Origin of the sequence: Hyphomicrobium sp. B1, from assembly GCF_049532635.1 — a bacterium.
GTDB lineage: Bacteria > Pseudomonadota > Alphaproteobacteria > Rhizobiales > Hyphomicrobiaceae > Hyphomicrobium_B.
In genome coordinates, this window is record NZ_CP134871.1 from 1,932,276 (window position 1) to 1,957,156 (window position 24,881).

Below are 24,881 nucleotides of genomic sequence, written 5' to 3' on the forward strand. Positions count from 1 at the left end.
CGTTCAAGGTGGCGATCCGGCAGCTATCGCCAGAAACGATCAATCGCATCGCCGCGGGCGAGGTGATCGAGCGTCCGGCGAGCGTCGTCAAAGAGCTTGTCGAGAACGCCATCGACGCCGGCGCAACGCACATCGAGGTCGTAGTCTCGGGCGGCGGGCTGTCCCTCATCCGTGTGACCGATGATGGCTCCGGGATGAGCCCGGATGATCTCGCGCTCGCCGTCGAACGTCACGCGACTTCGAAGCTCGACGAAGAAGATCTGTTCGACATCCGCTCGCTGGGTTTTCGCGGCGAAGCGCTGCCGTCCATCGGCTCAATCGCGCGGCTGGAGATACGTTCGCGCACGGACGGCGTCGCGCAAGGTTCGGCCATTGCCGTCACACGTGGCGCCAAAGCACCCGTAGCGCCGTCGGCAGTCAATCGCGGTACGGTCGTCGAGGTCCGAGATCTTTTCTCCGCGACGCCTGCGCGCCTGAAGTTTCTGAAATCCGAGCGCGCCGAAGCGATGGCCGTGACCGACGTCGTCCGCCGTTTGGCGATGGCGCATCCTGACATCGGCTTCACACTGCAGACGGGCGAAAAGCGTCCAACGGTTTTCGCGCAAGGCGATCGCTCCTCGGCTGCCTGGCTCGAACGTATCGGCGCCATCATGGGGCGCGAGTTCATGACAGACGCGCTCGAAGTCTCGGGCGCGGCGAGCGGGGCGTCAGCTCCGATGCGCGTCTTTGGCTTTGCAGGTCTGCCGACGCTGCACCGCCCCGACAGCACGCAGCAGTTTCTGTTCGTCAACGGCCGCTCAGTGAAGGACAAGCTGCTGATCGGCGCGGTCCGTGCAGCCTACGGCGATCTCATTCCGCGCGGACGCTCGCCGCTGCTGGCGCTGTTTCTCGACGTCGCGCCGTCGGATGTGGATGTGAACGTGCATCCGGCCAAAGCCGAAGTGCGGTTCCGTGATTCTGGCCGCGTCCGTGCCATGCTCGTGCGTGCGCTGGCCGACGCATTGGCGACTGCGGGCCATCGTGCCTCCGCGCAAGGCGGTGTGCTGACGGTCGAGAGTTTCGAGACGGGCGTTCTGCCGAATGTCGCGGCTCAACAGTATTCCCCTCAGATGCCTTCGGATTACGCCTGGATGCCGTCACCCGCGCGTCCACCGGCTTTCGCGGAAACCACGCCGTCACCGTTCGCCGTATTCGATGCGCCAAGTGCTAATGCGCCGGTCATGCACGCGCCCCCCGTCGCCGAGCACACGATCGACAAGCCGCTCGGCGCTGTTCGCGCGCAGGTGCACGAGAATTACATCGTCGCGCAAACGCGCGATGGCCTCGTCATCGTCGATCAGCACGCCGCGCATGAGCGTCTCGTCTATGAGAGATTGAAAACCGCGCTGGCGAATGGCGGCGTCGCGACGCAAGGCTTGCTCATTCCGGCGATCGTCGATCTCGATGCCGACGACGCTGCGTTGTTGGCGGATCACGCCGACGAACTTGCCGAACTAGGCCTTGTGTTGGAAAGCTTCGGGGAGGGCGCGGTCGCCGTGCGCGAAACCCCTGCACTGTTGGGCGATACCGACGTCGAAGGCTTGGTGAAAGATCTCGCCGCCGAAATACGGGCGGATGGCGCGCCGCGCGCTTTGAAGGATCGCCTCGATAGCGTGGCCTCCCGCATGGCCTGCCACGGCAGCGTGCGCTCTGGGCGAAGGTTGACTGTCGAAGAGATGAACGCGCTGCTTCGCCAGATGGAAGCGACGCCCTATTCCGGCCAATGCAACCACGGCCGCCCGACCTACGTCGCTCTAAAGCTTACCGACATCGAACGCCTGTTCGGCCGGCGCTGAGCGATACCAAGCGTCATCCCGGCGAAGGCCGGGATCCAGTCAACCATAAACGGCGCAAGTGCTGCCAATGGCCTGGATGCCGACCTCCGTCGGCATGACGGTGGTGTGGATGCAAAGTTTGTCATCCTCGGCTTTATGCCGAGGGGTCCATCCTGCATCGAGGTTGGTGCGAAATGGATCCTCGGGACAAGCCCGAGGATGACAAGTGGGAAGGTATGCGCTTGCGGCCGGCGCGCGGAACGCGTGTCGCAAGCGCCAAATTATCAGTGATCGTCGTCGCTTGCGGGCTCAGCGTTGAGCTGGCCGTAGTTCTCGACGCCAATCTTGGAGAGAAGGTCGAGCTGCGTTTCGAGGAAGTCGATATGACCTTCTTCGTCTTTCAGAAGATCCTCAAACAGCAGCATCGTCACGTAGTCGCCGACATCGCGGCAGATTTCGCGCGACTTTTTGTAATGATCGCGGGCGATATTCTCACCCTTGAGATCGCATTCCAGAACTTCCTTGAGGTTCTCGCCGATCATCAGCGGTGCGACGTGCTGGAGGTTCGGGTGGCCGTCGAGGAAGATGATGCGGTCGATCAGGCGATCCGCGTGCTCCATTTCCTCGATCGATTCCTTGCGCTCTTTCTTGGCGAGCTTCTTGAAACCCCAGTTGTCCAGGAGGCGATAATGCAACCAGTACTGGTTGATGGCGCCCAGTTCGAGCTTCAATGCCTCATTGAGACGGGTGATGACGTCTTTATTGCCCTTCATGGCGCCGCTCCGTGCCGAATGTTGTCTCTGAATGCTTCCGTCCTGGAAATCCAGAAACATTCTAAAGTAGACAACTAACGGATTAGAGCGAGTTTAACCAGAGGCTTGCGAGATTTCTCGCGCCTTCGCAAAGGCACCAAATTTTTCAGAGTGTTACGCGATTGCGCGGCGTCTGTGGGCACGACGTTCTGCAATTTCCGCGTCGATCCGGCGCTGGCGGCGCTCACGGCGCTCTTCGATGCGGATGAGGCGTGCGCGCGCTTCAGCCAGTGCAAACGGACAGACGCGCGTGGTCGTCTCAAGCCGGTCCATGGCGGCATAAATCGCCGAAACCGTCAGCGGCGCGCAGCGGCAGCAGTTCATCTTCTTGTTGAGATGGCGAAAAACCACGCCAGGAGTCGGCAGAATGGCCGGACCTGTGCTCATGATTTCGGAAACCGCAACATCAATGTCGCGATCAGTGATTACGGCGCACGAACAAACAATCAATTGCGGCTCCAATCAAACGGGGTTCAAGGCCCCGGCATCGGATACCCAGTCGGGTTATCGGCTAGTAGTTTTCAGAAAAAGTATACTTTCGTCAAGCGCCCTTTTTCATGCGTTGGACATAGTACGCCAGTTCGCGAAAATCAAAAGCTTCCGTGCAGAAATGCGTGCATTTTCGCGCTTTCGATAGGTGCGGCGCCGCGTCGCCGGATCTGCTAACTTTGACGAGAAAATGGGGATTCTCAAGCTGCTAGCATGTCTTAGCGCTACGCCCCTGGTGAATGGCGTCGGCGCAGCAAAAGACGGCCCTTGGAGTGGGATTTGAATAATAGGGGTCCGGAGATATCCCCAGACAGCACTGGCGGCGTCAGAGGTATCCTGACGATCGGCCTGCTGTTCTTCATCTTCGGGTTCGTGACGTGGCTGAATGGCCCGCTCATCACTTTCGTCAAACTCGCCTTCACCCTCGACGACGTCAACGCCTTCCTCGTGCCGATGGCGTTCTATCTGTCGTATTTCTTCTTGGCGCTGCCCGCGTCCGCCATTCTGCGGCGCACGGGAATGAAACAGGGGATGGCGCTTGGCCTCTACATCATGGCGGCGGGCTCGGTGCTGTTCGGTCAGTTCACGATGATGCGCGACTATCCCGGTGCGTTGGCGGGGCTGTTTATCACCGGCGCAGGCCTGTCTCTGTTGCAGACGGCGTCGAACCCCTACGTCTGCATCATCGGTCCGCATGAAAGCGCCGCGCGACGCATTGCGGTGATGGGCATCTGCCATAAGCTCGCGGGCGTCATCGCGCCGTTCATCTTCGCGGCGCTCGTGCTGAAAGACGTCGAGACATTCGACACCGACGTCGCCAAGGCGCCGACACATGAGGCGCGAGAAGCCCTTCTGGATGCCTTCGCCGCGCGCGTCCACGCGCCCTATCTGTTGATGGCGCTGATGCTCGCGCTGCTTGGCGTTTGGATTGCGCGCTCGAAATTGCCGGATGTCCGGCCGGAACCCGCCGTCAACAGCGGAGAGATGCGAAGCGTCTTTGCCGTGCCGCATCTCTGGCTCGGCGTCGTGTGCCTGTTTCTCTACGTCGGCGTCGAGGTGATGGCGGGCGATGCCATCGGCCTCTACGGCGCGGGCTTCGGCCTGCCCATCTCGGCGACGCGGCTGTTCACCTCATACACGCTCTTTGCCATGCTGATCGGTTATGTCGCCGGTCTGCTCGTCATTCCGCGCTTCATTTCGCAGCAAAGCTATCTGGCGGTGTCTGCTGCGCTGGGCGTCATCCTAACGGTCGGCGCGTACCTGACCAGCGGGTACACGTCCGTCACCTTCATTGCCGCGCTGGGCTTCGCCAACGCCATGATGTGGCCCGCGATCTTCCCGCTTGCGATCCGCGGTCTCGGCAGCCACACCGAAACCGGCTCGGCCTTCCTCATCATGGCGATCTCGGGCGGCGCGCTGATGCCCTACGCGTTCGGTCTGCTGAAGGAGTATGTCGATTTTCAGCTGGCGTACCTGCTGCTGGCCGTGCCGAGCTATCTCTACATCCTGTTTTACGGTGTGGCCGGATGGCGGGCGAAATCCGCAGCGTCATTGGCCCAACCCATTTAATTTTATCCGGGTATATTGACAGCGGTTTTAATCCGGGTAATATTGATCCCAATCACAATTGGGAATACCGAAATGACCGACTCCTTCAGCGCCTTCGACGGCAGCCACCGCTTTGCGTCCGGCACGCGCGCCTGCGTAATCAAAGCCATCAAGAAGCACCTCGAGCGCCAGCCGCAGGCGTCGTTGCTCGTCTTCGATGATGCCACCGGCAATCAGACTGATTTGGATTTGCGCGACAGCGGCGAGCAGCCCGCTGCAAGTCCGCCATCAGCACCGGCGTCAGACGTCAGCCGCGGCCCGGGCCGCCCGAAACTCGGCGTCGTCGCCCGCGAGGTGACGCTGCTGCCGCGGCATTGGGATTGGCTTGCCAAACAGCCGGGCGGCGCGTCGGTTGCAATCCGCAAGCTCGTCGACGAGGCGCGGCGCACCACGGCGGCCACCGAGACGCCGCGCGTCGCACGGGAGCGAGTCTACCGGTTCATGTCGGCGATGGCGGGCAATCTGCCGGGCTTCGAGGAAGCCAGCCGCGCGCTTTTCGCTGGCGACGCAGAGCGCTTCGCGGCGCAGATCGAAAGCTGGCCCAAAGACGTCCGCACGTATGCGCTTGGGCTGGCCGAAGGCGCATTCGCCTGACGGATCACGCCGTCGCTGCGAACTTCAAAAATCGCACGTCGGTGTCGCCGTAGGTCCGCGTATCGAGCAGTTCGAACGCCGCCGGAATAACGACGTCCGTTCCGGCGCGTTCTTCCAGCATGCAGATCGCGCCGGGCGTCAGCCATTTGCCCTCGGCAAGTCCGGCCAGCGCTTTCTCGCCAAGGCCTTTGCCGTAAGGCGGATCGAGAAACGCGAGCTCGTACGGCTCCATATTGCCGGCTGGCCCAAGATCGGTCGCATCGCGCCGGAAGATGCGCGTCTCGCCCGTGAGGCCCATGGCTTCAACGTTCTTGCGGATCAGCGCCCTGGCGTCCGGTGCGTCCTCGACGAACAGGCAATACGCTGCCCCGCGCGACACGGCCTCGATGCCGAGCGCGCCCGTCCCGGCGAAGAGATCAATCACGCGCGCGCCGTTCAGCGAAAAACCCTCGATGCCGTGGGTCAAAATGTTGAAAACACTCTCGCGCACCCGGTCGGACGTCGGACGAATGCTCATATCGTCCGGTGCCTGCAAAGCCCGGCCTCGAAACCGTCCGGCGACAACTCTCATCTGTCGTCGGCCTCGCTCGCCGCCTTGCCGCGTGCGTGGCGTTCTTTGCGCTGTGCCTGGCTTTCCGAAAGCCCGAGCGCTTCGGACGTGCGCGGTCCAAGCTGTGCGATCAGCACCTTGCGGCGAACGGCTTCGACGGCCCCCGGCTGTAGATCGAGAAGCTGAAACGGCCCGAACGAGACGCGGATCAGTCGGTTCACCGTCAAGCCCAGATGCGCAAGCACGTTGCGCACTTCGCGGTTCTTGCCTTCGCGGATCGCAATCGTCAGCCACGTATTGGCGCCCTGTATGCTATCGACTTGCGCTTCGACCGGACCGTAGTTCACGCCGTCGATGGTGACACCGTCCTTAAGTTTGGCGAGATCGTCGGGAGAAACGCGGCCTTTGGCGCGGACGCGGTAGCGCCGCACCCAGCCATTTGCCGGAAGCTCCAGATGCCGCGCCAGCGCGCCGTCATTGGTTAAGAGCAGCAACCCTTCCGTATTGAAATCGAGCCGCCCGACGGAGATCACGCGCGGCATCTCGGGCGGCAGCTTGTCGAACACCGTCGGGCGGCCTTCCGGGTCCGAATGCGTCGTGACGATGCCCTTCGGCTTGTGGTAACGCCAAAGCTGCGGCGGCTCGGCCGAAGGCAGCGGCTTGCCGTCGACGATCACCTTATCGCCGGGTTTGACTTCAATGGCCGGCGTCCTCAGCAGCTTGCCGTTGACGCTGACGCGCCCATCGGCAATCCAGCGTTCGGCCTCTCGGCGCGAGCAGAGCCCTGCGCGCGCCATCGCTTTTGCGATGCGCATCGGCCCGTCGCGGTTCGCGGGCGGAGGCACGGTGGCCGGTTCCGGCGGCTTGGAGCGCTTTGGCCCGGATTGTCTCGGGCCAGACGCTTTTGGGCCAGACGGTTTCGGTCCGGAGGGTTTGGGCCTGGATCGTGGTGCGTTGGACATCATCAGATTCGAGCTATGAGGAGCGAAGCGAGCTTATGACATCGAAGGACGCCGTAAGCCATATGGCACGCGCGCTTTCCGAAGCGGAAGCGGCAGCTGCCCGCGGCGAGGTGCCGATTGGGGCCGTCGTCGTCGCGGCAGACGGTCGGATTCTCGCCAGCGCCGGCAATCGCACCCGCGAGCTGAACGACCCGACCGCTCACGCTGAAGTGCTCGCTATCCGCGCCGCCTGCGCCGAATTGGCCGATGAACGCCTCGTTGGCTGCAGCCTTTACGTCACGCTCGAACCCTGTCCGATGTGCGCCGCCGCGATCTCGTTCGCACGCGTGAAGCGGCTCTATTACGCCGCCAGCGACCCGAAGGGCGGCGGCATTGAGCAGGGCCCCCGCATCTTCAGCCAGCCGACGTGCCATCACGCTCCTGAAATCTACCCCGGCTTGGCCGAAGCCGAGGCAAGCGCGCTGCTGAGAGATTTCTTCGCTGCCCGGCGGGATTGAGGCGTCTTTTGCCTCCATACCCACCGTCATGCCGACGAAGGTCGGCACCCAGTCAACTATCCGCAGGGCGGTGTCTCGATTTGTCTGGATCCCGGCCTGCGCCGGGATGACGGTGTTGAAGCGAGCTTTACTGCTGCCCCTTGCGGCTACGCGGCAGCAGGCGGCGTTTTCGCCGTTCGGGACGCTGGATCGTGCGCACCTCGATGTCGCTGCCCTCGAGCACCGGCAGCGTCTCGACCGACAGCACGCGCGAAAGCTGTTGCTTAAGACGCTCTTTTGCGGGCTCGGCGGCAGTAAGGATATCGTCGCATTTGAGGAAATCGAGCACCTGGAACTGGCTCGTTCCCGAATAGATCAGAATGTCCGGCTGCCGCGTCTTGAGCTTCTCTTTGATGATCGTCCGCTCGAACAGAAACGCGCTCGAAAAGAGCGCCGAGAACGCGGTCGGCGCCACGCGCCTCGGATCGGGCACAGGCGCACCCGAAACGTCAATGGCAACGACGATATCCGCTTCAGGCAGCAACAGATCGAAGGGCAACGGATTGGTCAGGCCGCCGTCGATCAGCGCACGGCCTTCCTGAATAACTGGCTGGAAAATAACCGGCAGCGCCATGCTCGCCGCAACCGCCGGACGAAGCCGCCCATCCGTGAAGACCTTCTGTTCCTGATCGTAGAAATCGGACGCCACGATCTTCAGCGGGATTTCGCATTGATCGAACGTTTCCTTCACGTCATTCGGAAGGATCATGTCGAGCACGGCTAGCGGATCGAGAATGGCGTTACGCGCGCCGAAAAGGCTCAGAAACTGCGAGAACGGCTGCGCGCGACGCACGAACAGATCGCGAATGAGTCCGAACCGCTGCGACAAGATATAGCGCGTATGCTCACGCAATTCGCGGCCTCGAATGCCCGACGCGTACGCCGCGCCGTAGACCGCGCCGATAGATGTTCCGGCGATGACGCTCGGTTTGATCCCCAGTTCATCGAAGGCTTCGAGCATGGCGATATGGGCAAGACCGCGCGCCCCGCCGCCGCCAAGCGCCAAACCGATTGTCGGCTTGTGCGTCGGGAGCTTGCCGTTGCCCGCAGACGTTTCCTGTGTCCTCGCCATGCCCAGCTGTTGTCCGATAATCCCGCTTACGTCTTCTGCCGTTCCAGCGCGCGCCAGCCGATGTCCTTGCGATAAAAGCCGCCTGGCCAGTCGATCTTGGCGATCGCCGCATAAGCGGCATCGCGCGCGTCCTTCACCGTCTTGCCGCGCCCCGTGACGTTCAGAACGCGGCCGCCATCGGCGATGATGCGGTCCCCGTCGCGGCGCGTTCCGGCATGGAAGATTTCGACATTCGGGACGGCTTTCGCAAGATCGAGCCCTTTGATCTCAGTGCCTTTCTGCGGCGTGCCCGGATAGCCGTTTGCAGCCATCACGACCGTCAAGGCCGCGTCGTCGCTCCAACGCATGTCGAAGGTTTTGAGCACGCCGTCCGTCGTCGCAAGAAGCGCCGCCAGCAGATCGGATTTGAGCCGCATCATCAGAACCTGTGTCTCGGGATCGCCAAAACGCACATTGTATTCGATGAGCTTCGGCCCCGTTGCGGTAATCATCAGGCCTGCAAACAAAACGCCCTTGAACGGCATGCCGCGCGCCGCCATTTCCTTGACCGTCGGGTTGATGATCTCGGTCATGACGCGTTCGGTCATTGCAGCCGTCATGACGGGCGCAGGCGAATAGGCCCCCATGCCGCCCGTATTGGGTCCGGTGTCGCCGTCGCCGACACGCTTGTGATCCTGCGCCGAGGCGAGCGGTAGCGCCGTGACGCCATCGCAGAGCGCGAAGAAGCTCGCTTCTTCGCCGACTAGAAATTCCTCGATGACGACTTCGGCGCCCGCTGCACCGAATGCGCCTCCAAGACACGCTTCGACGGCCGCCTCAGCATCGGCGCGCGTTTCCGCAATGACGACGCCTTTACCGGCAGCAAGTCCGTCCGCTTTGATCACGATCGGAACGCTCTGCGATGCGAGATACGTTTTCGCCGCGTCGAGATCCATGAAACGGCCATAAGCCGCTGTCGGAATACCGGCTTTACGGCAAAGATCTTTGGTGAAGCCTTTTGACCCTTCGAGTTGCGCCGCGCTTTTCGTCGGCCCGAAATACCGGATGCCGGCATCACCGAGCGCGTCTCCCAATCCGGCCACGAGCGGCGCTTCCGGCCCGATTACCACGAGCTCGATGCGCTCATCGCGGCAGAATTCAATGATGCTGTCCTGGTTCGCAGGATCGAGCGGAATGCATTGCGCCACCTCGGCAATTCCGGCGTTGCCCGGCGCGCAGAAGAGTTTCGTCAAGAGGGGGCTCGCGCTCAACGCCCAGGCGAGCGCATGCTCGCGGCCGCCGGAGCCGAGAAGAAGGACATTCATCAGGTCGCCTGTTGCAATCCGGTTGTCAGTGTAGCATCCCCGTGTAGCATCGGCGGCGAAACAAGCAAGACCGCCAAAGAGAACGGTAAACTCTTGAATTCCATTCCAAACACGCGCGAATCCCGTTCCGGCGCCAATGCGCCCGAATTTTCGGTTTCCGAGCTGTCGGGCGCCATCAAGCGCGCGCTGGAAGACGGTTTCGGCTATGTGCGCCTTCGCGGCGAAATCTCGGGTTACCGCGGGCCGCACGCGTCCGGCCACTGCTATTTTGCCCTGAAGGATGACAAAGCAAAGATCGAGGCCGTCGTCTGGAAGGGCACGTTCGGCCGCCTGCGTTTCAAGCCTGAAGAAGGCATGGAAGTCGTCGCGCAGGGCAAGATCACAACGTTCCCCGGCTCATCGAAATATCAGATCGTCATTGAAGCGCTGGAACCGGCCGGCGCTGGCGCGCTGATGGCGCTCTTGGAAGAACGCAAGCGCAAGTTCGCCGCTGAGGGTTTATTCGACGAAGACCGCAAGCGGCCGCGTCCGTTTTTGCCGAAGATCGTTGGCATCGTGACGTCGCCGACCGGCGCCGTCATCCGTGACATGCTGCACGGCTTCAACGAGCGTTTCCCGACGCGTGTCCTGCTTTGGCCGGTGCGTGTGCAAGGCGAAGGCAGCGCCGCCGAGGTCGCCGCCGCTATTCGCGGATTCAACGCGCTCGAGGCCGACGGCATTATCCCGCGTCCCGACGTGCTGATCGTCGCGCGCGGTGGCGGCAGCCTCGAAGATCTCTGGAGCTTCAACGAAGAGATCGTCGTCCGCGCCGTTGCCGAAAGTACAATTCCGCTCATCTCTGCGGTCGGTCACGAAACCGATTGGACCTTGATCGACCTCGTCGCCGACGCTCGCGCGCCGACGCCAACGAAGGCCGCCGAATGGGCGGTGCCGAAGTATTCCGAGCTGATCGAAAACGTCGAAAAGCTGATGCTGCGCAAGCGAACGGCTGTGCGCCGCGCCATCGAAAGTGCCCGTACGCATCTGAAGGCTTCGGCGCGTGGCCTGCCGAAGCTTCAGGATCTGGTCGCCTTGCCGCGGCAGCGTTTCGATGCCGCCGACCGCCGATTGTCCCGCGCGCTGCTGGCCAACACCCGCGCCCATGCAACCAGGCTCGCCCGCGTCAGCGGCCGCCTGTCGCCCTCACCGATAGTTCAGAAGCATTCCAGATGTGCCGAGCGGCTCGATGGCCTGGAGCGCCGCGCCGGACGGGCTTTACTCAATCGCGTCGCGGTGAGCCGCCGCGTTCTCGAAGGCCGTGCGGCGCTGCTCAAGTCCTTGGGCTATCAGAGCGTTCTGTCTCGCGGCTTTGCCCTCGTGCGCAATGAAGCCGGGCATATGGTGCGTCAAGCCGCCTCTCTCGCGGCTGGCGACGTTTTGAATATTGAGTTTTCCGACGGTCAGGTCGGCGCCACGGTAAACGGCTCCGACGTATCCTCCGCAACGCCTGAGGTTTCCAATCCGACGTCGAGCAAAGTTAAAACGCCGCGTCAAAAGTCGAGTGGGCGAGGCGGGCAAGGCTCACTATTTTAAAAGGCTTGAAGTAGATTATAGTTCGCATCCGCCCGGATTATCCGATTGCAGATGATAGCGGCGGCAGAACGGGATTACGGCTCGGAAACGAATGAACCGCATCGAGAAATTTTTTGGTCTGCGCAACGAAGCTAAAATTCGCTACCTGGATGGCGAATTCGAAGTCCTGTCGCCTGGCGACTTCGTGCGCTGCGCCGTGACGGGCCAGCCGATCACCCTGCCGGATCTGCGTTATTGGAGCGTCGACGCCCAGGAAGCCTACGCGTCGCCGGAAATTTCGGTGCAGCGCTACCTTGAACTGAAAGCCAAGGAAAACGACGACGCCCAGCCCGGCTGAGCCAGCTTTCCAGTTTCTCCCCCGTCGTCCCGGCGCAGGCCGGGATCCAGGCAAATCGAGACTCTACGCATGCGGGTGCTTGACTGGGTGCCGACCTTCGTGGGCATGACGGAACCGAAGTCAGCAGACTTTAACATCACCGCCCGAGCGCAGTGCGCAATGATTGCTGTAAAATTTCAAGGCCGTCGCCTTCGATCACCGTCGCAATGGCCAGCGTTTCCGAACGCTTTTTGAGATCGGCACAAAATCCTGAGCGATTGCCAATCCGGGCGTGATCCTTTTCCGTCGTCACGAGCATCGCGCCGAGACGCTCGGCATCATCGAGAAGGCCGCGCGCCTCTGCCTCGCTGAACGGGTGATGATCGGCAAATGCCCGCTTCGCAACGATATTCGCGCCCGTCTCTTCCAGTGTCGAAAAAAACCGTTCCGGATTGGCAATGCCAGCGAAGGCCACGACCCTTCGACCGCGAAAGCGGGCGGCGGTTTCGTCAGCTTGCGTCCGTGCGGCGATGATCGGCACTTCCGTCAGCTTGCGGATCATTCGCACGGCGGGATTGTCGGCGTCCGCCGCGCCGCCCATCAGCATCACCAACTGCACCAGCGGTGCTTGCACGGCCAGTGGCGCGCGCAGCGGTCCGGCCGGAATAACGCGGCCGTTGCCAAACCCCCGTTTGGCATCGACGACAGCAATCGAAAGATCCTTCGCCAGCGCCGGGTTCTGCAACCCGTCGTCCATGATGATGACGGCGTTGGCGGATGCCATCGCTTCAATCATCTTCGCGCCCTGACGGCGGTCGCGGGCGATGACCGCCGGAAATGCGCGCGCGAGCAGCAACGGCTCGTCACCGACGTCTCCCGCGCTATGATGTTCCGGATCGACGCGAAGCGGACCTTCAAGCTTGCCGCCGTAGCCGCGCGACAGAAACCACGGCTCTCGGCCTTCCGCGGCGATGATGTTCGCCAGCAACAGCGCGAGCGGCGTCTTGCCTGATCCACCTGCCGTGAAGTTACCGACACAGATGACGGGCAGGGACGAGCGGTAAGGCCTGGCATTAAGAATGCGTCGCCGCGCGATCGCGCCGACGATGGCGGCGATGGGGGAAAGCAGCGATGCCTTCCATGTCCCGCCCGCCTCGTACCACCATCTCGGTTCCGAGACGGGCACGGCTCAGGCCTGCTTCTTTTCGAGCAGGGGCTGAATGGCGCCGACCGTTTTCGCCAGCGCGCCGCTCAATGATTGCAGCGCAAGGTCCGCGCCGTGGCGCATGCGTTTCGCCGCCGATTGATCTTCGAGCAGCATTGTCACTTGCTTTGCGATGTCATCGGACGAACGGACCTCGACCGCACCCCCTTCGCGGAACAGAGCGGAATAAGCATCACGGAAATTATAGACGAACGGCCCCGTCAGCACACACGAACCAAGCCGCACGGCTTCAATCGGATTTTGGCCGCCATGTTCCACCAGCGATCCGCCGACGAGCGCCACCGGCGAAATCGAATAGAACGCGCCAAGCTCGCCGATCGTGTCGGCAATATAGATTTCCGTGTCGCTCTCTGGTGCCGCCGAGCGCGTGCGAAGTTGCGTCCTGAGGCCAAGGCCGCCGAGCGTAGCGGCAAGCCCGCTGCCGCGCTCGGGGTGCCGCGGTACGATGATCGTCAGTAGGCCGTCGATCTCGCGGCGGATCAGCGAATGCGCCGCGGCGATCATCGCGTCTTCGCCCGGGTGCGTGCTAGCGGCGAGAAACAGCGGTCGTTGCCCGACAGCGTTGCGCAACGACGCCAACGTGGCGGCATCGACAGGCGGCGGCGGTGCATCGATCTTGAGGTTGCCGGCCGTGATGACGTTCGGCGCGCCGAGCCATTTCACAGCGCGCGCGATCTGCGAGTTCTGCGCCAGCACGGCAGCGAAGCGCGAGAACAGCGGCCGTCCGACAGCGGCGTATTTCCGCCAGCGGCGGATACTGCGCGGCGACATGCGCGCATTGACGAGCACCAGTGGAATATGACGCTCCGATGTGCCCAGAATGAGATTGGGCCAGATGTCCGATTCCGTGAAAATCGCCAGCGACGGCTTCCAGTGATCGAGAAAGCGCTTCACGTATTGCGGCACGTCGAGCGGCACGTATTGGTGCACAGCGCGCTCCGGCAGCCGGTTGGCGGCGATCTCGGCCGACGTCCTGGTGCCCGACGTCAGAAGAACATGAACGTGCGGATTTGCCCCGAGAATGCTGTCGATCAACGGCAGGATGGCGTTCGTCTCGCCGACGCTCGCGGCATGTATCCACACGACCTGGCCTTCGGGCCGCGGCCTGCCCGCGAAGCCCAGCCGCTCGCCGCGCCGGTCCGGATCTTCCTTGCCGCGCTTGCCGCGCAAGTTCAGCAGCATTGGCACGGCCGGTCGCAACACCGCCGTTCCAAGGCGATAGGTTTTCAGAGCCATCCCCGGCGCCGGAGGTGTCTCCGCAGCGAGCACATCGAGTGGCGTTGCCCGTGTGATATCGGCCCCCGCAAGTTCGTAAGCCCTCAGAGTAGCGGCATTGAGCGCAGTCTCAAGTTCGAGACGCTTGGCTTCCACATCCTCGGCCGTCGCTGTGCTCGGAACAGTGATGGGATCACCGGCGACCGCTGCTAACCGCGAGAACGGCAGATTGATCGTCAGCCTGCTCCAAGTATCGAAGGATGCGAACCGATTCGTCGCAACGGCAACAGGCACGATCGGGCGTCCCGACATTTTCGCGATCGCGATGATGCCGGCGCCCGCCTCCCGCGCCGGTCCCGGCGGCACGTCCGCGGTCATGACGACCGATGAGCCTTCCTCAAGAGCTTGCAACGACGATCTGAGCGCCGATGCTCCGCCGCGATCCTTTTTTCGGTAGCCCGCGCCTGCGCCGCGAATTAGCTGAACGTCGATGGCCTGGAGCGTTTCGCTAATGATTTCCGCGTCGCCGTGGCGTGCCACCATTGCGGCAATTTTCACATTCTCCGGCCGCAGCGTCGCTACCATCATGAACTGGCCGTGCCAACACGCCGCAATGCACGGATGCGCCTCGCTAAGACGCTTCATCAGGTCCGGCGGTTCGTGGATAACGGTCGAGGATTGAGCAACGAGCCGAATGATACGAGCAGCGGTTTGTCCGCCTAGCCGCATAAGCTGCTTATTGATTTTGGCCATGCGAGCAGGGGCTGCCTTAATTGTGAGGTAAGCGGAAGGTTGTGCGCGACGCAGGACGTGGTTCTTCAAGCCCCTTGCAGCACGTTGCTATAGCGAATAACTAGCAAGTTCAATTGCGAACGGGCGTGGCTTTTTATGGCGTTTTGTAAACGAACATGACCCCCCGAGCCGTCGCTGGTGAAATCATAGCAGAAGGGCTGCCCGCTAATCGGGAGCATCGAGACAACTCCTGATGGCAAGCCTCCTTAAGCAGGCAAAACGCGGATTGCGACGCAAGAGCGGTGCGCTATTGCATAATGCAGTGCACGCCTCGCCACCTTGGATGCGTTCTAGATTTGCGCCAGCGCTTTGTTACGCTGAGATGCTATTTATCGATTATGGCATCGTTCGCATCCTATATAACAATCGCCATCATATCTCCAAAGACGTCTGGCGTTCCGCACAACCTGCTCCACATCACATTTCCTGGGCCGCGCGGCGAGGAATCCGAACCGTCGTCAATCTACGCGGGCCTGAGCAGTCTTTCGGGACGCGCTGGCTGGAGCAGCGGGCGTGCACGCGCCACGGCATCGCCCTCGCGGACTTGCGGCTGCGTTCGCGCGCCGCGCCGACGCGCGCCGAGTTCCAGTCGATCAAGGATCTGCTAGAAAAGGTCGAATTTCCGATTCTGGTGCACTGCAAGTCGGGTGCCGACCGCGCCGGTCTGATGAGCGTCATGGTGCGTCATATCCACGACGGTGTTCCGATTCGCGAAGCCGTTGACCAGCTTTCGTTTCGCTACGGACACATCCGGAGTGCCGACACCGGAGTGATCGATGCGGTCTTCGATCGTTATCTCGAAGCCGAGGCACAGACAGGCATCGGCTTCTGGGATTGGGTCAACACTGTTTATGACGCCCGCGAGGTCAGCACGACGTTCAAGGCGCGCGGGTGGGCCAACCGCCTCGTCAACGGCATCCTTCGCCGCGAGTAACTTCGCGCCGGCTGGCATCGGCATTATGCGATATCAATTGGCGATCATCGCCTGCGGACCACTCGCCGAGCGGTTAAGCCGCGCATAAGAACCGTTTCGCGCAATCAATTCCGAATGCCTGCCGCGTTCGACGATGCGGCCGCCGTCCATCACGCAAATGACGTCGGCATTCTGTACCGTTGAAAGCCGATGCGCGATGACGAGCGTCGTGCGCGAGCGGGTGAATTTCGCCAGCGCTTCCTGCACGAGCTGCTCGCTCTCGTTATCGAGCGCGCTCGTCGCTTCGTCGAGCAGCAGGATCGGCGCATTCTTCAGGATCGCGCGCGCTAACGCCAAACGCTGACGCTGTCCGCCAGAAAGTCGGCTGCCGCGATCGCCGATGATCGTCTTGTAGCCGTCGGGCAGCGTCATGATGAAGTCGTGCGCGGCAGCGGCCTTCGCAGCTTCGATGATATCGGCCTCGCTCGCGCCGAGCCGCCCGAGGCGGATGTTCGCTTCGATCGTATCGTCGAAAAGCGTGATGTCCTGACTGACGATCGCGATCTGATCGCGCAGCGATTTGAGCGTGACATCCATGACGTCCTGGCCGTCGATCAGGATCTGCCCTTCGGTCGCGTCAAAGAGCCGGGGCACGAGGTTAATGATCGTCGATTTTCCGGCACCGGAGCGGCCCACGAGCGCGATCGTCGATCCGCCCGGCACGTCGAGCGTGAACCCATGCACGGCCCGTTCCTCGGACGTCTTGTCGTAGGCGAACGAGACGTTGCGGAACGCGATTTCGCCTTTTGAAATAGCAAGCGTCTTGGCGCCGGGCTTGTCCGTGATCGACGGCAGTTCGTCGATCAGGCCGTAGAAACTTTCCGCGGCGGCAAGGCCTTCCTGCAGGCGCCCCGTTAGATTGCCAAGCGATTTGATCGGCTGCGCGGCCATCATCAGCGCCGTCACGAAACCCATGAAATCGCCGACTGAGGATATGCCCTGCGAAATGCGCAAATATGCGAAGCCCACGACGCCCGCAATCGCGATGCCGCCCAGAACCTCAAGGATCGGATCCATCCGCGCCCGCGTCCGGACGGACTTCATCCGCAGCGAATAGATCTGCTCGAACATCGAATCGAGCCGGTCAGCGGCATAGTTTTCGAGCTGAAACGATTTGATCAGCCGGGCGCCGGAAAGCTTCTCAGTCAGCAGCGATGTCATGTCGCCGAGGCCGCTTTGCGTCTGCTTGGCGACGCGACGCAGCCGATGACTGATCGAGGCAACGGGAATGGCGGCCAGCGGATAGACGCCCAGCACGATGAGCGTCATCGCCCAGTCGAGATAAAGCATCGCAATGACGAGCGCGATGACCGAAAACGTATCGCGGAAGATCGAGTTCAGCGTCGCCGTCAGCGCGCTCTGAATGAAGCCGATATCGTTCGTCAGTCGCGACATCAGCCGTCCCGGCGTCTCGCGAGAGAGGCGCGCGAAATCGGCGTTGATGAGATGTCGGAACGCCATCTTCTGCATGTCCGATGTCATGCGCAGCACAAACCGGCTTGTCGCGACCGCCTGCAGAAACAGCAACGTTGCACGCGCGAGCGTGATTCCGACGATGGCAACCAGAACGTAGGGTAGGGCGCCGGGCTTGCCGCCCATCAACAGATCGAACGATTTCTTGATGACGCCCGGATAGCCGCCCGTGACGGCGGCAAGGCAGGTCGTGAGGAAAAGCGTCCAGGCGAGCTGCCAGCGACGCGGCCATACCCAATCGCGCACGAACCGCGCAAGCAGCGCGCGCGAAGCGGCATCGAGCCGGAGCTTCGGCCGCGGTTTCTTCTCGGCTTTCTTCAGGAGATCCGTCACGTCGCGGCAGTTGTCGGCTGTGAGAAGTCGAGCATCCGATGCAGCGGAACAACGAAATAGCGCATCATGGCGTTGTCGACGGAGCGCTGGGCCGCGCTTTTCCACGCAGCATAAGCTGACGGATAGTCGGGGAAGATGCCGACGACATCCAGACTGTCGGGTTCGCGGAATTCGTGGCCGTTGAGGGTTTTCAGTTCACCGCCGAACACGAGGTGCAGAAGCTGAGGCGCAGACTCGGGTGAAGATGTGGACTTGGACATGGACGGCTGTCGACTCCTGAAGGTTGCTCCCGCGAGATTCCTAGAAACCGCGTCGTTCCAGGACCGTCAACGGCGCAAACCGTCCGCCATGGCCCGGGAAAGTCGCGAATTCAGAATAAGTATTTGTTTACGCTATTTATTAAGCCGATCGGAAGAAAATTCTGCCAGGATGACAATCAATGCCCGTCTTGAGCGGCTCGAAAAGTCAACAGTGAGACCGAATAGCGCGGCGTGAGGTGTCCCTTCTCACGCCGCGTTATTTTTTTGCATTCAGCTAAGGCCCGCGAACCACGATAGGGCCATATCCGCGACAAGCCCCGCGAGCAGCGCCAGCCCGACGTCGCGATTGGACTTGAAGCGGCGCAGGCAATTGGCCGGATCGTCGATATCGAGCGTCGAGACCTGCCACGACATCTGCAGGAAAACCAAAACCACAGCGAGGAAGTAAACGAGGTGAGCGCCCGCGAGCGCACCCGCAACGAGCCACATCACGCCCGCCAGTGCATACATGCCGCCGACGAAAGAAACCGTGTCCTCGCCGAACTTCAACGCCGTCGAGCCCAGCCCGAGGAGCGCGTCGTCTTCCTTGTCCTGATGCGCATAGATCGTGTCGTAACCGACCGTCCAGAACACGCAGCCCGCATAGAGCGCCAGGGCGGGCAGCCCGATCGAACCTTTGATCGCCGCCCAGCCGACGAGCGCTCCCCAGTTGAACGCCAGTCCGAGAACGATCTGTGGATAAGACGTCACCCGTTTCGCGAACGGATAAACGGCAACGATCAGCAGCGACGCGATCGCCAGCCAGATCGTGAAGCTATTGAACTGCACGAGCACGGCGAGGCCGACGAGGGCCGAGATGATGATGAACGCAAGCGCAGCCGCCGGTGAGATCTGCCCGGACGCCAGCGGCCGGCTGGCCGTTCGTTGCACGCGGGCGTCGATATCGCGGTCGACGTAATCGTTATAGGCGCAGCCCGAGGCGCGCATCGCCAGCGCACCGATGGCGAACAGCAGGACATAGGTGAGATCGGGATAGTGGTCGCCTGAGTTCACCTGCGCCAGCGCTTGCGACCAAAGGCAGGGGAAAAGCAGCAGCCACATGCCGATCGGGCGATCGAATCGCCCAAGCCGAAGGAACGGCCGCCAGGATTCCGGCGCCCAGCGATCGACCCAGTTTTTCGGCGGTGCATCGGCAACACTTGCTGGCGGCTCGGGCGAAATCGCGGCACCCATCGTCAACTTCAGTTTCTCCTTAGCCTAATCCGCAAGACCTATCCGGCCTCCGTCATCGAAGCAACACGACCATCCGATTGCGATGAATTTGACTGCGCGCGCGGCTTCGATAAGACCGCATCATGGCCATCAGAGACTTGACCTCAGAACGACTGTTTGTTGACGCCGATCTCGCCCCGGGCGGGCGCGTCGAGCTGGAGCCCGCGCAAGCCCATTACCTGACGGCGGTATTGCGGCTGAAGCTCGGCGCCCGGCTCTTGGTCTTCAACGGCCGGAACGGTGAGTGGGTTGCGACCCTCAGCGAAACCCACAAGCGCGGCGGTGCTCTGACCGTCGACGATCAAGCGCGGCCGCAGGAAAGCGGCCCGGACGTCGATTATCTTTTCGCTCCGCTTAAGCGATCCCGGCTCGATTACATGGTCCAGAAGGCAACCGAGATGGGGGTCGCTCGGCTGCGGCCTGTGATCACGGAGCGGACCATCGCCGAGAGGGTTAATGGCGAGAGGATGCAGGCCAACGTCATCGAGGCGGCCGAGCAGTGCGGCGTCCTTCGAGTACCCGAAGTTCAGACGCCAGTCAGGCTCGACGACGTTTTGGATGCCTGGGACGCCAGCCGACGCATCGTGTTTTGTGATGAGCAGGATCAGGAAAACGACCCTATTGCCACGCTGCAAAAGCTTGAACAGGGTCCGCTCGCCATCCTGGTCGGTCCGGAAGGCGGGTTTTCGCCGCGCGAGCGTGAGCGCCTCGTCAGCAAGACATTCGTGACGCCGCTGTCGCTCGGCCCGAGAATCATGCGCGCCGACACCGCTGCCGTCGCAGTTCTGGCGCTTGTCAATGCCACACTTGGGGATTGGCGCCGCGACTAGGGTGACGCAGCCGAACCTATTGCCGTCCCCCTCGCACCTCGCCATAAGGCTCAAGCTGCGGGTCTGCCCGCGTCGGAATAGGAAGCTGGGCCGCTCGGGCATGTCGACACGAGAACAAGGTGCTGCCAGCGCGGCGATTGAGACGCGCGACGATCTCGTGCGCTGGATCGCGGCGGGCGAGAAGCCGAAGGTCGATTGGCGTATTGGCACCGAGCACGAGAAATTCGTCTTTCGCACCGTCACGCTGAAGCCGGTGCCTTACGGCGGTTCGGATGGCATCCGCGCGCTGATGGAAGCGCTCATCCAGCGCTATGGTTGGGTCGCCATCAAGGAAGGCGACAACATCATCGCCTTGAAGCGGCCTGAGGGCGAGAAGGGTGGCACGATCAGCCTGGAGCCCGGCGGCCAGTTCGAGCTTTCGGGTCAGCCGCTCGAAACACTGCATGAAACCGCGGACGAAACGGACGAGCACCTGCGCGAAGTCCTCCGCGTCGGCGAAGATCTCGCTATCGGTTTTCTCGGTGTCGGCTTCACGCCGAAGTGGCGTCTCGATGAGATCCCGATGATGCCGAAGAAGCGCTATCAGGTGATGGCACATTATATGCCAACCGTCGGCAGCCGTGGTCTCGACATGATGTTCCGGACCGCGACCATTCAGGTGAACCTCGATTTCGCCTCCGAAGCCGACATGGTGAAAAAGCTGCGCGTCTCGCTGGCGCTACAGCCAATTGCAACGGCGCTATTTGCGTCTTCGCCCTTCACCGAAGGCAAGCCGAACGGTTATCAGTCGATGCGTAGCGCCGTCTGGCTCGATACCGACAAGCGGCGCACCGGCATGCTGCCCTTCGCATTCGAAGACGGTATGGGCTACGAGCGTTACGTCGATTATGCCCTCGATGTGCCGATGTATTTCGTCTACCGCGACGGCAATTACATCGACGTCGCTGGGTCTTCGTTCCGCGATTTCATGGCGGGCCGCCTGAAGGGCTTCGAAGGCGAACTGCCAACCATCGACGACTGGGCGGATCATCTCACCACGCTTTTTCCGGAAGTTCGCCTCAAACGTTTTCTAGAAATGCGTGGTGCGGATGGTGGACGCTGGGGGACGATCACCGCGCTTCCCGCGTTCTGGACCGGAATCCTTTATGACGACGACGCGCTCGATCAGGCCTGGGAGCTGGTTCGCGATTGGAGCGAAGACGAACGCGAAGCTCTGCGTGTCGGCGTCCCGAAAACAGGGCTCGCGACCCCGTTTCGTACCGAGACGGTAAGGACGTTGGCGTTGCGGGTATTGCGCATTTCGCGCACCGGTCTCAAAAATCGGCGTCGCATCAACGCTAAGAATCAGGACGAAACGATCTATCTGGCGCCGCTTGAGAAAATTGCCGGCAATGGCCAGACGGTTTCTGATGAGCTGCTTCGGCGCTATTCGGGGGAATGGCAGAACAATATTGATCATATTTTCGAAGAGCTTGCGTTCTGACCGCGCGCCTCGACAGCGTGCGGTTCAGCGCGTGTTCATGGTCGCCGCATTAGCCTCCCCGGTTTGCTTAGGACCAGCCGCCCAGCACCTAGGCCAGGTTTGAGGAGGCGGTACGTGTCGCGGTTGCGGTTGGCATCGATGAGGATGGGGGGGATGGCTGTTCTGGCTGTCCTGATCTTCTTCGCCTTTGCCGGAAACGCAGCGAAGGCCGACCCTTGTGCCATAGCGTGCCGCTCGCAGCACAACGCCTGCCGCATGGCGACCAAGCTTTTGTATACGCCGCGCTGCGATGCACAACTGCAGGCCTGCATCAGTCAGTGTTTCTCGGCCGGGCGGTTCAATCGTGGCATTCGCGAAGGCCGCGGACTTGGCGATTTCCGTGATCACCGTGGCCCTCCTCCGCCGCCGGAAATGAGGGAGCCGCCAGAGCGACGCGGCCCGCCACGCGATTTCCGCGACCCGAGAGGTCCGCGCTGGCTCGGCGGAACCGGGCGTTGGGGCAGCTTTCGCTGACCCATCAATGGCTGTGGTCGCTGGCGTGCGGCCATATTGCCGGTCGCGGACACACGTGCGAGGATGCTTAACGCTGTTGAGCGGCGCCAAAGGCTGCCGTCCGCGACCTCGAAACAGCACCCTGAAGACCAACGTGGAGACGAACGACGATGCCGCATATCGAGCTGCCTGAGCCCGATGCCGGCGTCATCCGCCGCTTGCCGATCCTGGTGGAAGGCTTGAAAGCGCGCGTCGGCAAAGACCTTCTGATCCTCGACGAGGAAGGCCGCCGCGCCTACGAGACGGATGCCTTCACCGCCTACCGCCGCGTGCCGATGCTCGTCGTGCTGCCGCGCACCACCGAGGAAGTCTCCAAGATCCTGAAGTTCTGCCACGAGAACGACGTCAAAGTTGTTCCGCGCGGCGCCGGAACATCGCTCTGCGGCGGCTCGCTGCCGACAGAAGATTCTATCGTTCTCTGCATCTCGAAGATGAACCGCGTCATCGAGATCGACGGCGCCAATCGCATCGCGCGTGTCGAAGCCGGCATTACCAATCTGCAGATTACAGCGCAGGTCTCCAAGCAAGGTTTCTTCTACGCGCCGGACCCGTCGTCGCAATTGGCCTGTTCGCTAGCAGGCAATATCGCGATGAACTCTGGCGGTGCGCACTGCCTGAAGTACGGCGTCACGACGCACAATATTCTCGGCGTGAAGATGGTCCTGATCGACGGCACTATCGTCGAGATCGGCGGCACGACGCTCGAACGCAACGGCTATGATCTGTTGAGCTACGTCATCGGTTCTGAAGGTCAGCTCGGCGTCATAACAGAGGCGACGGTGAAGCTCGTCCCCGCACCGGAAGGCGCTCGCCCGATGATGATCGGCTTCCGCTCGCCGGAAGCGGCAGGCAGTTGCGTGTCGGCCATCATCGCCGCCGGCATCATTCCGGTCGCCATCGAATACATGGATCGCGCGGCCATCGAAGTTTGCGAAGCATTCGCGGGCGCTGGTTACCCACTCGACGTTGAAGCTTTGCTCATCGTCGAAGTGGAAGGCTCCGAAAGTGAAATCGGCATCCTCTTAGGCCGCGTCGCCGAAATCGCCGCGCGCTTCGATCCCAAGACCGTGAAAATCAGCGCCGATCCCGAGCAAAGCGCCCGCATCTGGGCGGGCCGTAAGGCGGCGTTCGGCGCCATTGGCCGCGTCGCCGATTACCTTTGCATGGACGGCACCATTCCGCTCGGGCAGCTTCCGCACTGCTTGACGCGTATCAACCAGATCTGCGCCGAATACGGCCTGAAGGTTGCCAACATCTTCCACGCCGGTGACGGAAATCTGCATCCGCTCGTTCTCTACGACGCCAACGATCCCGAACAGGCCGACAAGGCCGAACTGGCGGGAGAAGCTATCCTGAAGCTCTGCGTCGAACTCGGCGGCTGTCTCACGGGTGAGCATGGCGTCGGCATCGAGAAGCGCGAGCTGATGGCGACGCAATTTTCGCAGACGGATCTGATGGTCCAGATGCGCGTTAAAACCGTCTTCGACCCGACGTGGCGGCTCAACCAGGCGAAGGTTTTCCCGCTCGCCTATACCGACGTCATGCGCACCGGAAATGCCGCAAGCGCGCCCGAGGCCGCCTAGGAGATCATTGGCTGTGAGCGAACTTTGGCGTCCCGCCGCCGAGTGGGAATTGCAATCCATGATCGCCAAGCTCGTGCGCGAGCAGCGCGGCATCGAAGTGGTAGGTCATGGCGCGCTTCGCAACACCGGCCGCGTCGCGAAATCCGATGTCGTACTGACGACGTCGGGCCTGAAAGGCATCACGCTCTACGAGCCGACCGAACTTGTCATGTCGGCGCGCTCCGGCACGCCGCTTTACGAGATCGAAGCAGTGTTGGCAGCGCGCGGCCAGATGCTGGCGTTTGAGCCGATCGACCTCGGTCCGGCGACGGGGGCTCCAGGAGGCGCGCTGTCGATCGGCGGCGTCTTCGCTACGAACTTCTCCGGCTCTCGCCGTATTTCGGCTGGTAGCGCGCGCGATAACCTCTTGGGCGTGCGCGCCGTCAACGGTCGCGGCGAGCTGTTTAAGTCGGGCGGACGCGTGATGAAGAACGTCACAGGATTGGACGTCGCGCGCGGCCTAACCGGAAGCTGGGGCACCCTCGCCGTTATGACGGAACTGACGTTTAAGGTCGCGCCGATCCCGCAAACGATGCAGACGTTGGCGTTTGTCGGCCTGCCTGACGATCTCGCCATCGAAGCGCTGAACGTCGCGCTGAATACGCCGCTGGAGGTTTCCGGCGCCGTCCATCTTCCGAAGAACTGTGCCGCGCGCCTCCGAACGCCGAAGCTGAGAGGCCTTGACCAGTCATTGACGCTGCTGCGACTTGAAACGTTTGCGGCCACCATCGACGAGCGCAAGGAAAAGCTGAAAGCTGCGCTGAAGGTCTACGGCGCGCCAGTCGAACTCGATTCCGAACATTCGTTCGGTCTCTGGAGCGAATTTCGCGCGCTGTCGATCATGCCTTTCTCAACCGAGACGGCGTTGTGGCGCATTTCGTCATTGCCCACGAAAGCCGCCGAGATCGTCTTCGCGATTCAGAAATTCATGCCAGCCGTTGCCTTCTACGATTGGTCGGGCGGCATGATCTGGCTCGAAGTTCCAGCCGCCGCGGACGCAGGCGCTGCCGACGTGCGCCGCGCCGTCGCCGTTCGCGACGGTCATGCAACCTTGATCCGTGCCGAACCCGAGGTTCGCAGCAGCGTCGATGTGTTCGAACCGCTGAAGCCCGAAATCGAGCGATTGACACGTGGCATCAAGTCGGCGTTCGATCCGGCAGGCCTTCTCAATCGCGGCCGCATGTACGCCAGTTTCTAGAAAAATAAGCCCGGCAGTCAGGCG

At 61.9% G+C, this 24,881-nt stretch carries 22 protein-coding genes and 1 pseudogene; 12 read left to right on the forward strand and 11 right to left on the reverse strand.

From position 1 onward, the window contains the following. Positions 1 to 8: 8 nt before the first annotated feature. On the forward strand, positions 9 to 1,835 hold the full coding sequence (gene mutL, locus RLW55_RS09320) for a DNA mismatch repair endonuclease MutL (protein ID WP_423416249.1): 1,827 nt from the start codon (positions 9 to 11) through the stop codon (positions 1,833 to 1,835). Positions 1,836 to 2,098: 263 nt separating this feature from the next. Here mutL and bfr read toward each other — a convergent pair whose 3' ends face one another. Together bfr and RLW55_RS09330 are read right to left on the reverse strand one after the other, a co-directional pair. Then, positions 2,099 to 2,587: a bacterioferritin gene (gene bfr / locus RLW55_RS09325; protein ID WP_013949443.1), complete on the reverse strand. Its 489-nt coding sequence runs from the start codon at positions 2,585 to 2,587 to the stop codon at positions 2,099 to 2,101. 153 nt (positions 2,588 to 2,740) lie between these two features. Next, entirely contained in the window at positions 2,741 to 3,013 is a 273-nt protein-coding gene (locus RLW55_RS09330; RefSeq protein ID WP_423416250.1) for a hypothetical protein, read from the reverse strand. A 381-nt stretch (positions 3,014 to 3,394) separates the two neighbouring features. On the opposite strand from RLW55_RS09330, the gene RLW55_RS09335 reads away from it, so the two are divergent. Then, positions 3,395 to 4,684 (forward strand): sugar MFS transporter, encoded by a 1,290-nt coding sequence (locus RLW55_RS09335; RefSeq protein ID WP_423416251.1) that lies wholly within the window; start codon positions 3,395 to 3,397, stop codon positions 4,682 to 4,684. Between the two features lie 72 nt (positions 4,685 to 4,756). Further along, a complete protein-coding gene (locus RLW55_RS09340; protein ID WP_423416252.1) occupies positions 4,757 to 5,317 on the forward strand; it encodes a DUF2239 family protein in 561 nt (186 codons plus the stop codon). 4 nt (positions 5,318 to 5,321) lie between these two features. Here the strand turns inward: RLW55_RS09340 and rsmD are convergent, their stop codons facing one another. Both rsmD and RLW55_RS09350 read right to left on the reverse strand, forming a co-directional pair. Next, positions 5,322 to 5,888 carry a 16S rRNA (guanine(966)-N(2))-methyltransferase RsmD gene (gene rsmD, locus RLW55_RS09345; RefSeq protein WP_423416253.1) on the reverse strand — a complete coding sequence of 189 codons (567 nt, stop codon included), beginning with the start codon at positions 5,886 to 5,888 and terminating at the stop codon, positions 5,322 to 5,324. Further along, on the reverse strand, positions 5,885 to 6,682 hold the full coding sequence (locus RLW55_RS09350; RefSeq protein WP_423416254.1) for a pseudouridine synthase: 798 nt from the start codon (positions 6,680 to 6,682) through the stop codon (positions 5,885 to 5,887). Before RLW55_RS09350 ends, rsmD begins: the two co-directional genes overlap by 4 nt. Before the next feature lie 182 nt (positions 6,683 to 6,864). Here RLW55_RS09350 and RLW55_RS09355 point away from each other — a divergent pair, with 182 nt between their 5' ends. Continuing rightward, positions 6,865 to 7,326, forward strand: coding sequence for a nucleoside deaminase (locus RLW55_RS09355; protein ID WP_423416255.1), 462 nt, complete (start codon positions 6,865 to 6,867; stop codon positions 7,324 to 7,326). Positions 7,327 to 7,453: 127 nt separating this feature from the next. On the opposite strand, the gene RLW55_RS09360 is transcribed toward RLW55_RS09355, so the two are convergent. Continuing rightward, positions 7,454 to 8,437, reverse strand: coding sequence for a patatin-like phospholipase family protein (locus RLW55_RS09360; RefSeq protein WP_423416256.1), 984 nt, complete (start codon positions 8,435 to 8,437; stop codon positions 7,454 to 7,456). 26 nt (positions 8,438 to 8,463) lie between these two features. Next, positions 8,464 to 9,741: a phosphoribosylamine--glycine ligase gene (gene purD, locus RLW55_RS09365; RefSeq protein ID WP_423416257.1), complete on the reverse strand. Its 1,278-nt coding sequence runs from the start codon at positions 9,739 to 9,741 to the stop codon at positions 8,464 to 8,466. A 93-nt stretch (positions 9,742 to 9,834) separates the two neighbouring features. On the opposite strand from purD, the gene xseA reads away from it, so the two are divergent. Then, positions 9,835 to 11,313, forward strand: a complete 1,479-nt coding sequence (gene xseA / locus RLW55_RS09370; protein WP_423416258.1) for an exodeoxyribonuclease VII large subunit — start codon at positions 9,835 to 9,837, stop codon at positions 11,311 to 11,313. Positions 11,314 to 11,404: 91 nt separating this feature from the next. Further along, a complete protein-coding gene (locus RLW55_RS09375; RefSeq protein ID WP_409560997.1) occupies positions 11,405 to 11,650 on the forward strand; it encodes a DUF2093 domain-containing protein in 246 nt (81 codons plus the stop codon). Between the two features lie 136 nt (positions 11,651 to 11,786). Here RLW55_RS09375 and lpxK read toward each other — a convergent pair whose 3' ends face one another. Together lpxK and RLW55_RS09385 are read right to left on the reverse strand one after the other, a co-directional pair. Next, complete coding sequence (lpxK, locus tag RLW55_RS09380) at positions 11,787 to 12,815, reverse strand: tetraacyldisaccharide 4'-kinase (protein ID WP_423416259.1); 1,029 nt, start codon at positions 12,813 to 12,815, stop codon at positions 11,787 to 11,789. 3 nt (positions 12,816 to 12,818) lie between these two features. Further along, positions 12,819 to 14,822, reverse strand: coding sequence for a glycosyltransferase N-terminal domain-containing protein (locus RLW55_RS09385; protein WP_409560995.1), 2,004 nt, complete (start codon positions 14,820 to 14,822; stop codon positions 12,819 to 12,821). Between the two features lie 361 nt (positions 14,823 to 15,183). Here RLW55_RS09385 and RLW55_RS09390 point away from each other — a divergent pair, with 361 nt between their 5' ends. Continuing rightward, positions 15,184 to 15,795: a fused DSP-PTPase phosphatase/NAD kinase-like protein gene (locus RLW55_RS09390; RefSeq protein WP_409560994.1), complete on the forward strand. Its 612-nt coding sequence runs from the start codon at positions 15,184 to 15,186 to the stop codon at positions 15,793 to 15,795. 33 nt (positions 15,796 to 15,828) lie between these two features. On the opposite strand, the gene RLW55_RS09395 is transcribed toward RLW55_RS09390, so the two are convergent. The 3 genes from RLW55_RS09395 to ubiA form a co-directional block, all read right to left on the reverse strand. Further along, the gene (locus RLW55_RS09395; RefSeq protein ID WP_423416260.1) at positions 15,829 to 17,640 is read right to left on the reverse strand and encodes an ABC transporter ATP-binding protein; all 1,812 of its coding nucleotides are present in this window, start codon (positions 17,638 to 17,640) and stop codon (positions 15,829 to 15,831) included. Further along, positions 17,637 to 17,900: a DUF4170 domain-containing protein gene (locus RLW55_RS09400; RefSeq protein ID WP_013949425.1), complete on the reverse strand. Its 264-nt coding sequence runs from the start codon at positions 17,898 to 17,900 to the stop codon at positions 17,637 to 17,639. Before RLW55_RS09400 ends, RLW55_RS09395 begins: the two co-directional genes overlap by 4 nt. A 270-nt stretch (positions 17,901 to 18,170) precedes the next feature. Continuing rightward, the gene (ubiA, locus tag RLW55_RS09405; protein WP_423416399.1) at positions 18,171 to 19,133 is read right to left on the reverse strand and encodes a 4-hydroxybenzoate octaprenyltransferase; all 963 of its coding nucleotides are present in this window, start codon (positions 19,131 to 19,133) and stop codon (positions 18,171 to 18,173) included. Positions 19,134 to 19,255: 122 nt separating this feature from the next. Here ubiA and RLW55_RS09410 point away from each other — a divergent pair, with 122 nt between their 5' ends. The 5 genes and pseudogenes from RLW55_RS09410 (at position 19,256) to RLW55_RS09430 (ending at position 24,857) form a co-directional block, all read left to right on the forward strand. Further along, positions 19,256 to 20,002 (forward strand): 16S rRNA (uracil(1498)-N(3))-methyltransferase, encoded by a 747-nt coding sequence (locus RLW55_RS09410; RefSeq protein ID WP_423416261.1) that lies wholly within the window; start codon positions 19,256 to 19,258, stop codon positions 20,000 to 20,002. 100 nt (positions 20,003 to 20,102) lie between these two features. Continuing rightward, the gene (locus RLW55_RS09415; RefSeq protein WP_423416262.1) at positions 20,103 to 21,485 is read left to right on the forward strand and encodes a glutamate--cysteine ligase; all 1,383 of its coding nucleotides are present in this window, start codon (positions 20,103 to 20,105) and stop codon (positions 21,483 to 21,485) included. A gap of 153 nt (positions 21,486 to 21,638) precedes the next feature. Continuing rightward, positions 21,639 to 21,998, forward strand: coding sequence for a hypothetical protein (locus RLW55_RS09420; RefSeq protein WP_423416263.1), 360 nt, complete (start codon positions 21,639 to 21,641; stop codon positions 21,996 to 21,998). A gap of 314 nt (positions 21,999 to 22,312) precedes the next feature. Next, positions 22,313 to 23,542: pseudogene (locus RLW55_RS09425) on the forward strand (FAD-binding oxidoreductase); the annotation flags it as partial. A gap of 91 nt (positions 23,543 to 23,633) precedes the next feature. After that, entirely contained in the window at positions 23,634 to 24,857 is a 1,224-nt protein-coding gene (locus RLW55_RS09430) for an FAD-binding protein (protein ID WP_409560990.1), read from the forward strand. Positions 24,858 to 24,881 lie beyond the last annotated feature (24 nt).

What these genes read in the sequence shown, in the direction of transcription:
- bfr (WP_013949443.1), bottom strand. Translation starts at nt 2,587, where the DNA reads ATGAAGGGCAATAAAGACGTCATCACCCGTCTCAATGAGGCATTGAAG.
- RLW55_RS09330 (WP_423416250.1), bottom strand. Translation starts at nt 3,013, where the DNA reads ATGAGCACAGGTCCGGCCATTCTGCCGACTCCTGGCGTGGTTTTTCGC.
- RLW55_RS09340 (WP_423416252.1), top strand. Translation starts at nt 4,757, where the DNA reads ATGACCGACTCCTTCAGCGCCTTCGACGGCAGCCACCGCTTTGCGTCC.
- rsmD (WP_423416253.1), bottom strand. Translation starts at nt 5,888, where the DNA reads ATGAGAGTTGTCGCCGGACGGTTTCGAGGCCGGGCTTTGCAGGCACCG.
- RLW55_RS09350 (WP_423416254.1), bottom strand. Translation starts at nt 6,682, where the DNA reads ATGCGCATCGCAAAAGCGATGGCGCGCGCAGGGCTCTGCTCGCGCCGA.
- RLW55_RS09355 (WP_423416255.1), top strand. Translation starts at nt 6,865, where the DNA reads ATGACATCGAAGGACGCCGTAAGCCATATGGCACGCGCGCTTTCCGAA.
- RLW55_RS09360 (WP_423416256.1), bottom strand. Translation starts at nt 8,437, where the DNA reads ATGGCGAGGACACAGGAAACGTCTGCGGGCAACGGCAAGCTCCCGACG.
- purD (WP_423416257.1), bottom strand. Translation starts at nt 9,741, where the DNA reads ATGAATGTCCTTCTTCTCGGCTCCGGCGGCCGCGAGCATGCGCTCGCC.
- RLW55_RS09375 (WP_409560997.1), top strand. Translation starts at nt 11,405, where the DNA reads ATGAACCGCATCGAGAAATTTTTTGGTCTGCGCAACGAAGCTAAAATT.
- RLW55_RS09385 (WP_409560995.1), bottom strand. Translation starts at nt 14,822, where the DNA reads ATGGCCAAAATCAATAAGCAGCTTATGCGGCTAGGCGGACAAACCGCT.
- RLW55_RS09390 (WP_409560994.1), top strand. Translation starts at nt 15,184, where the DNA reads ATGCTATTTATCGATTATGGCATCGTTCGCATCCTATATAACAATCGC.
- RLW55_RS09400 (WP_013949425.1), bottom strand. Translation starts at nt 17,900, where the DNA reads ATGTCCAAGTCCACATCTTCACCCGAGTCTGCGCCTCAGCTTCTGCAC.
- ubiA (WP_423416399.1), bottom strand. Translation starts at nt 19,133, where the DNA reads ATGGGTGCCGCGATTTCGCCCGAGCCGCCAGCAAGTGTTGCCGATGCA.
- RLW55_RS09410 (WP_423416261.1), top strand. Translation starts at nt 19,256, where the DNA reads ATGGCCATCAGAGACTTGACCTCAGAACGACTGTTTGTTGACGCCGAT.
- RLW55_RS09415 (WP_423416262.1), top strand. Translation starts at nt 20,103, where the DNA reads ATGTCGACACGAGAACAAGGTGCTGCCAGCGCGGCGATTGAGACGCGC.
- RLW55_RS09420 (WP_423416263.1), top strand. Translation starts at nt 21,639, where the DNA reads ATGGCTGTTCTGGCTGTCCTGATCTTCTTCGCCTTTGCCGGAAACGCA.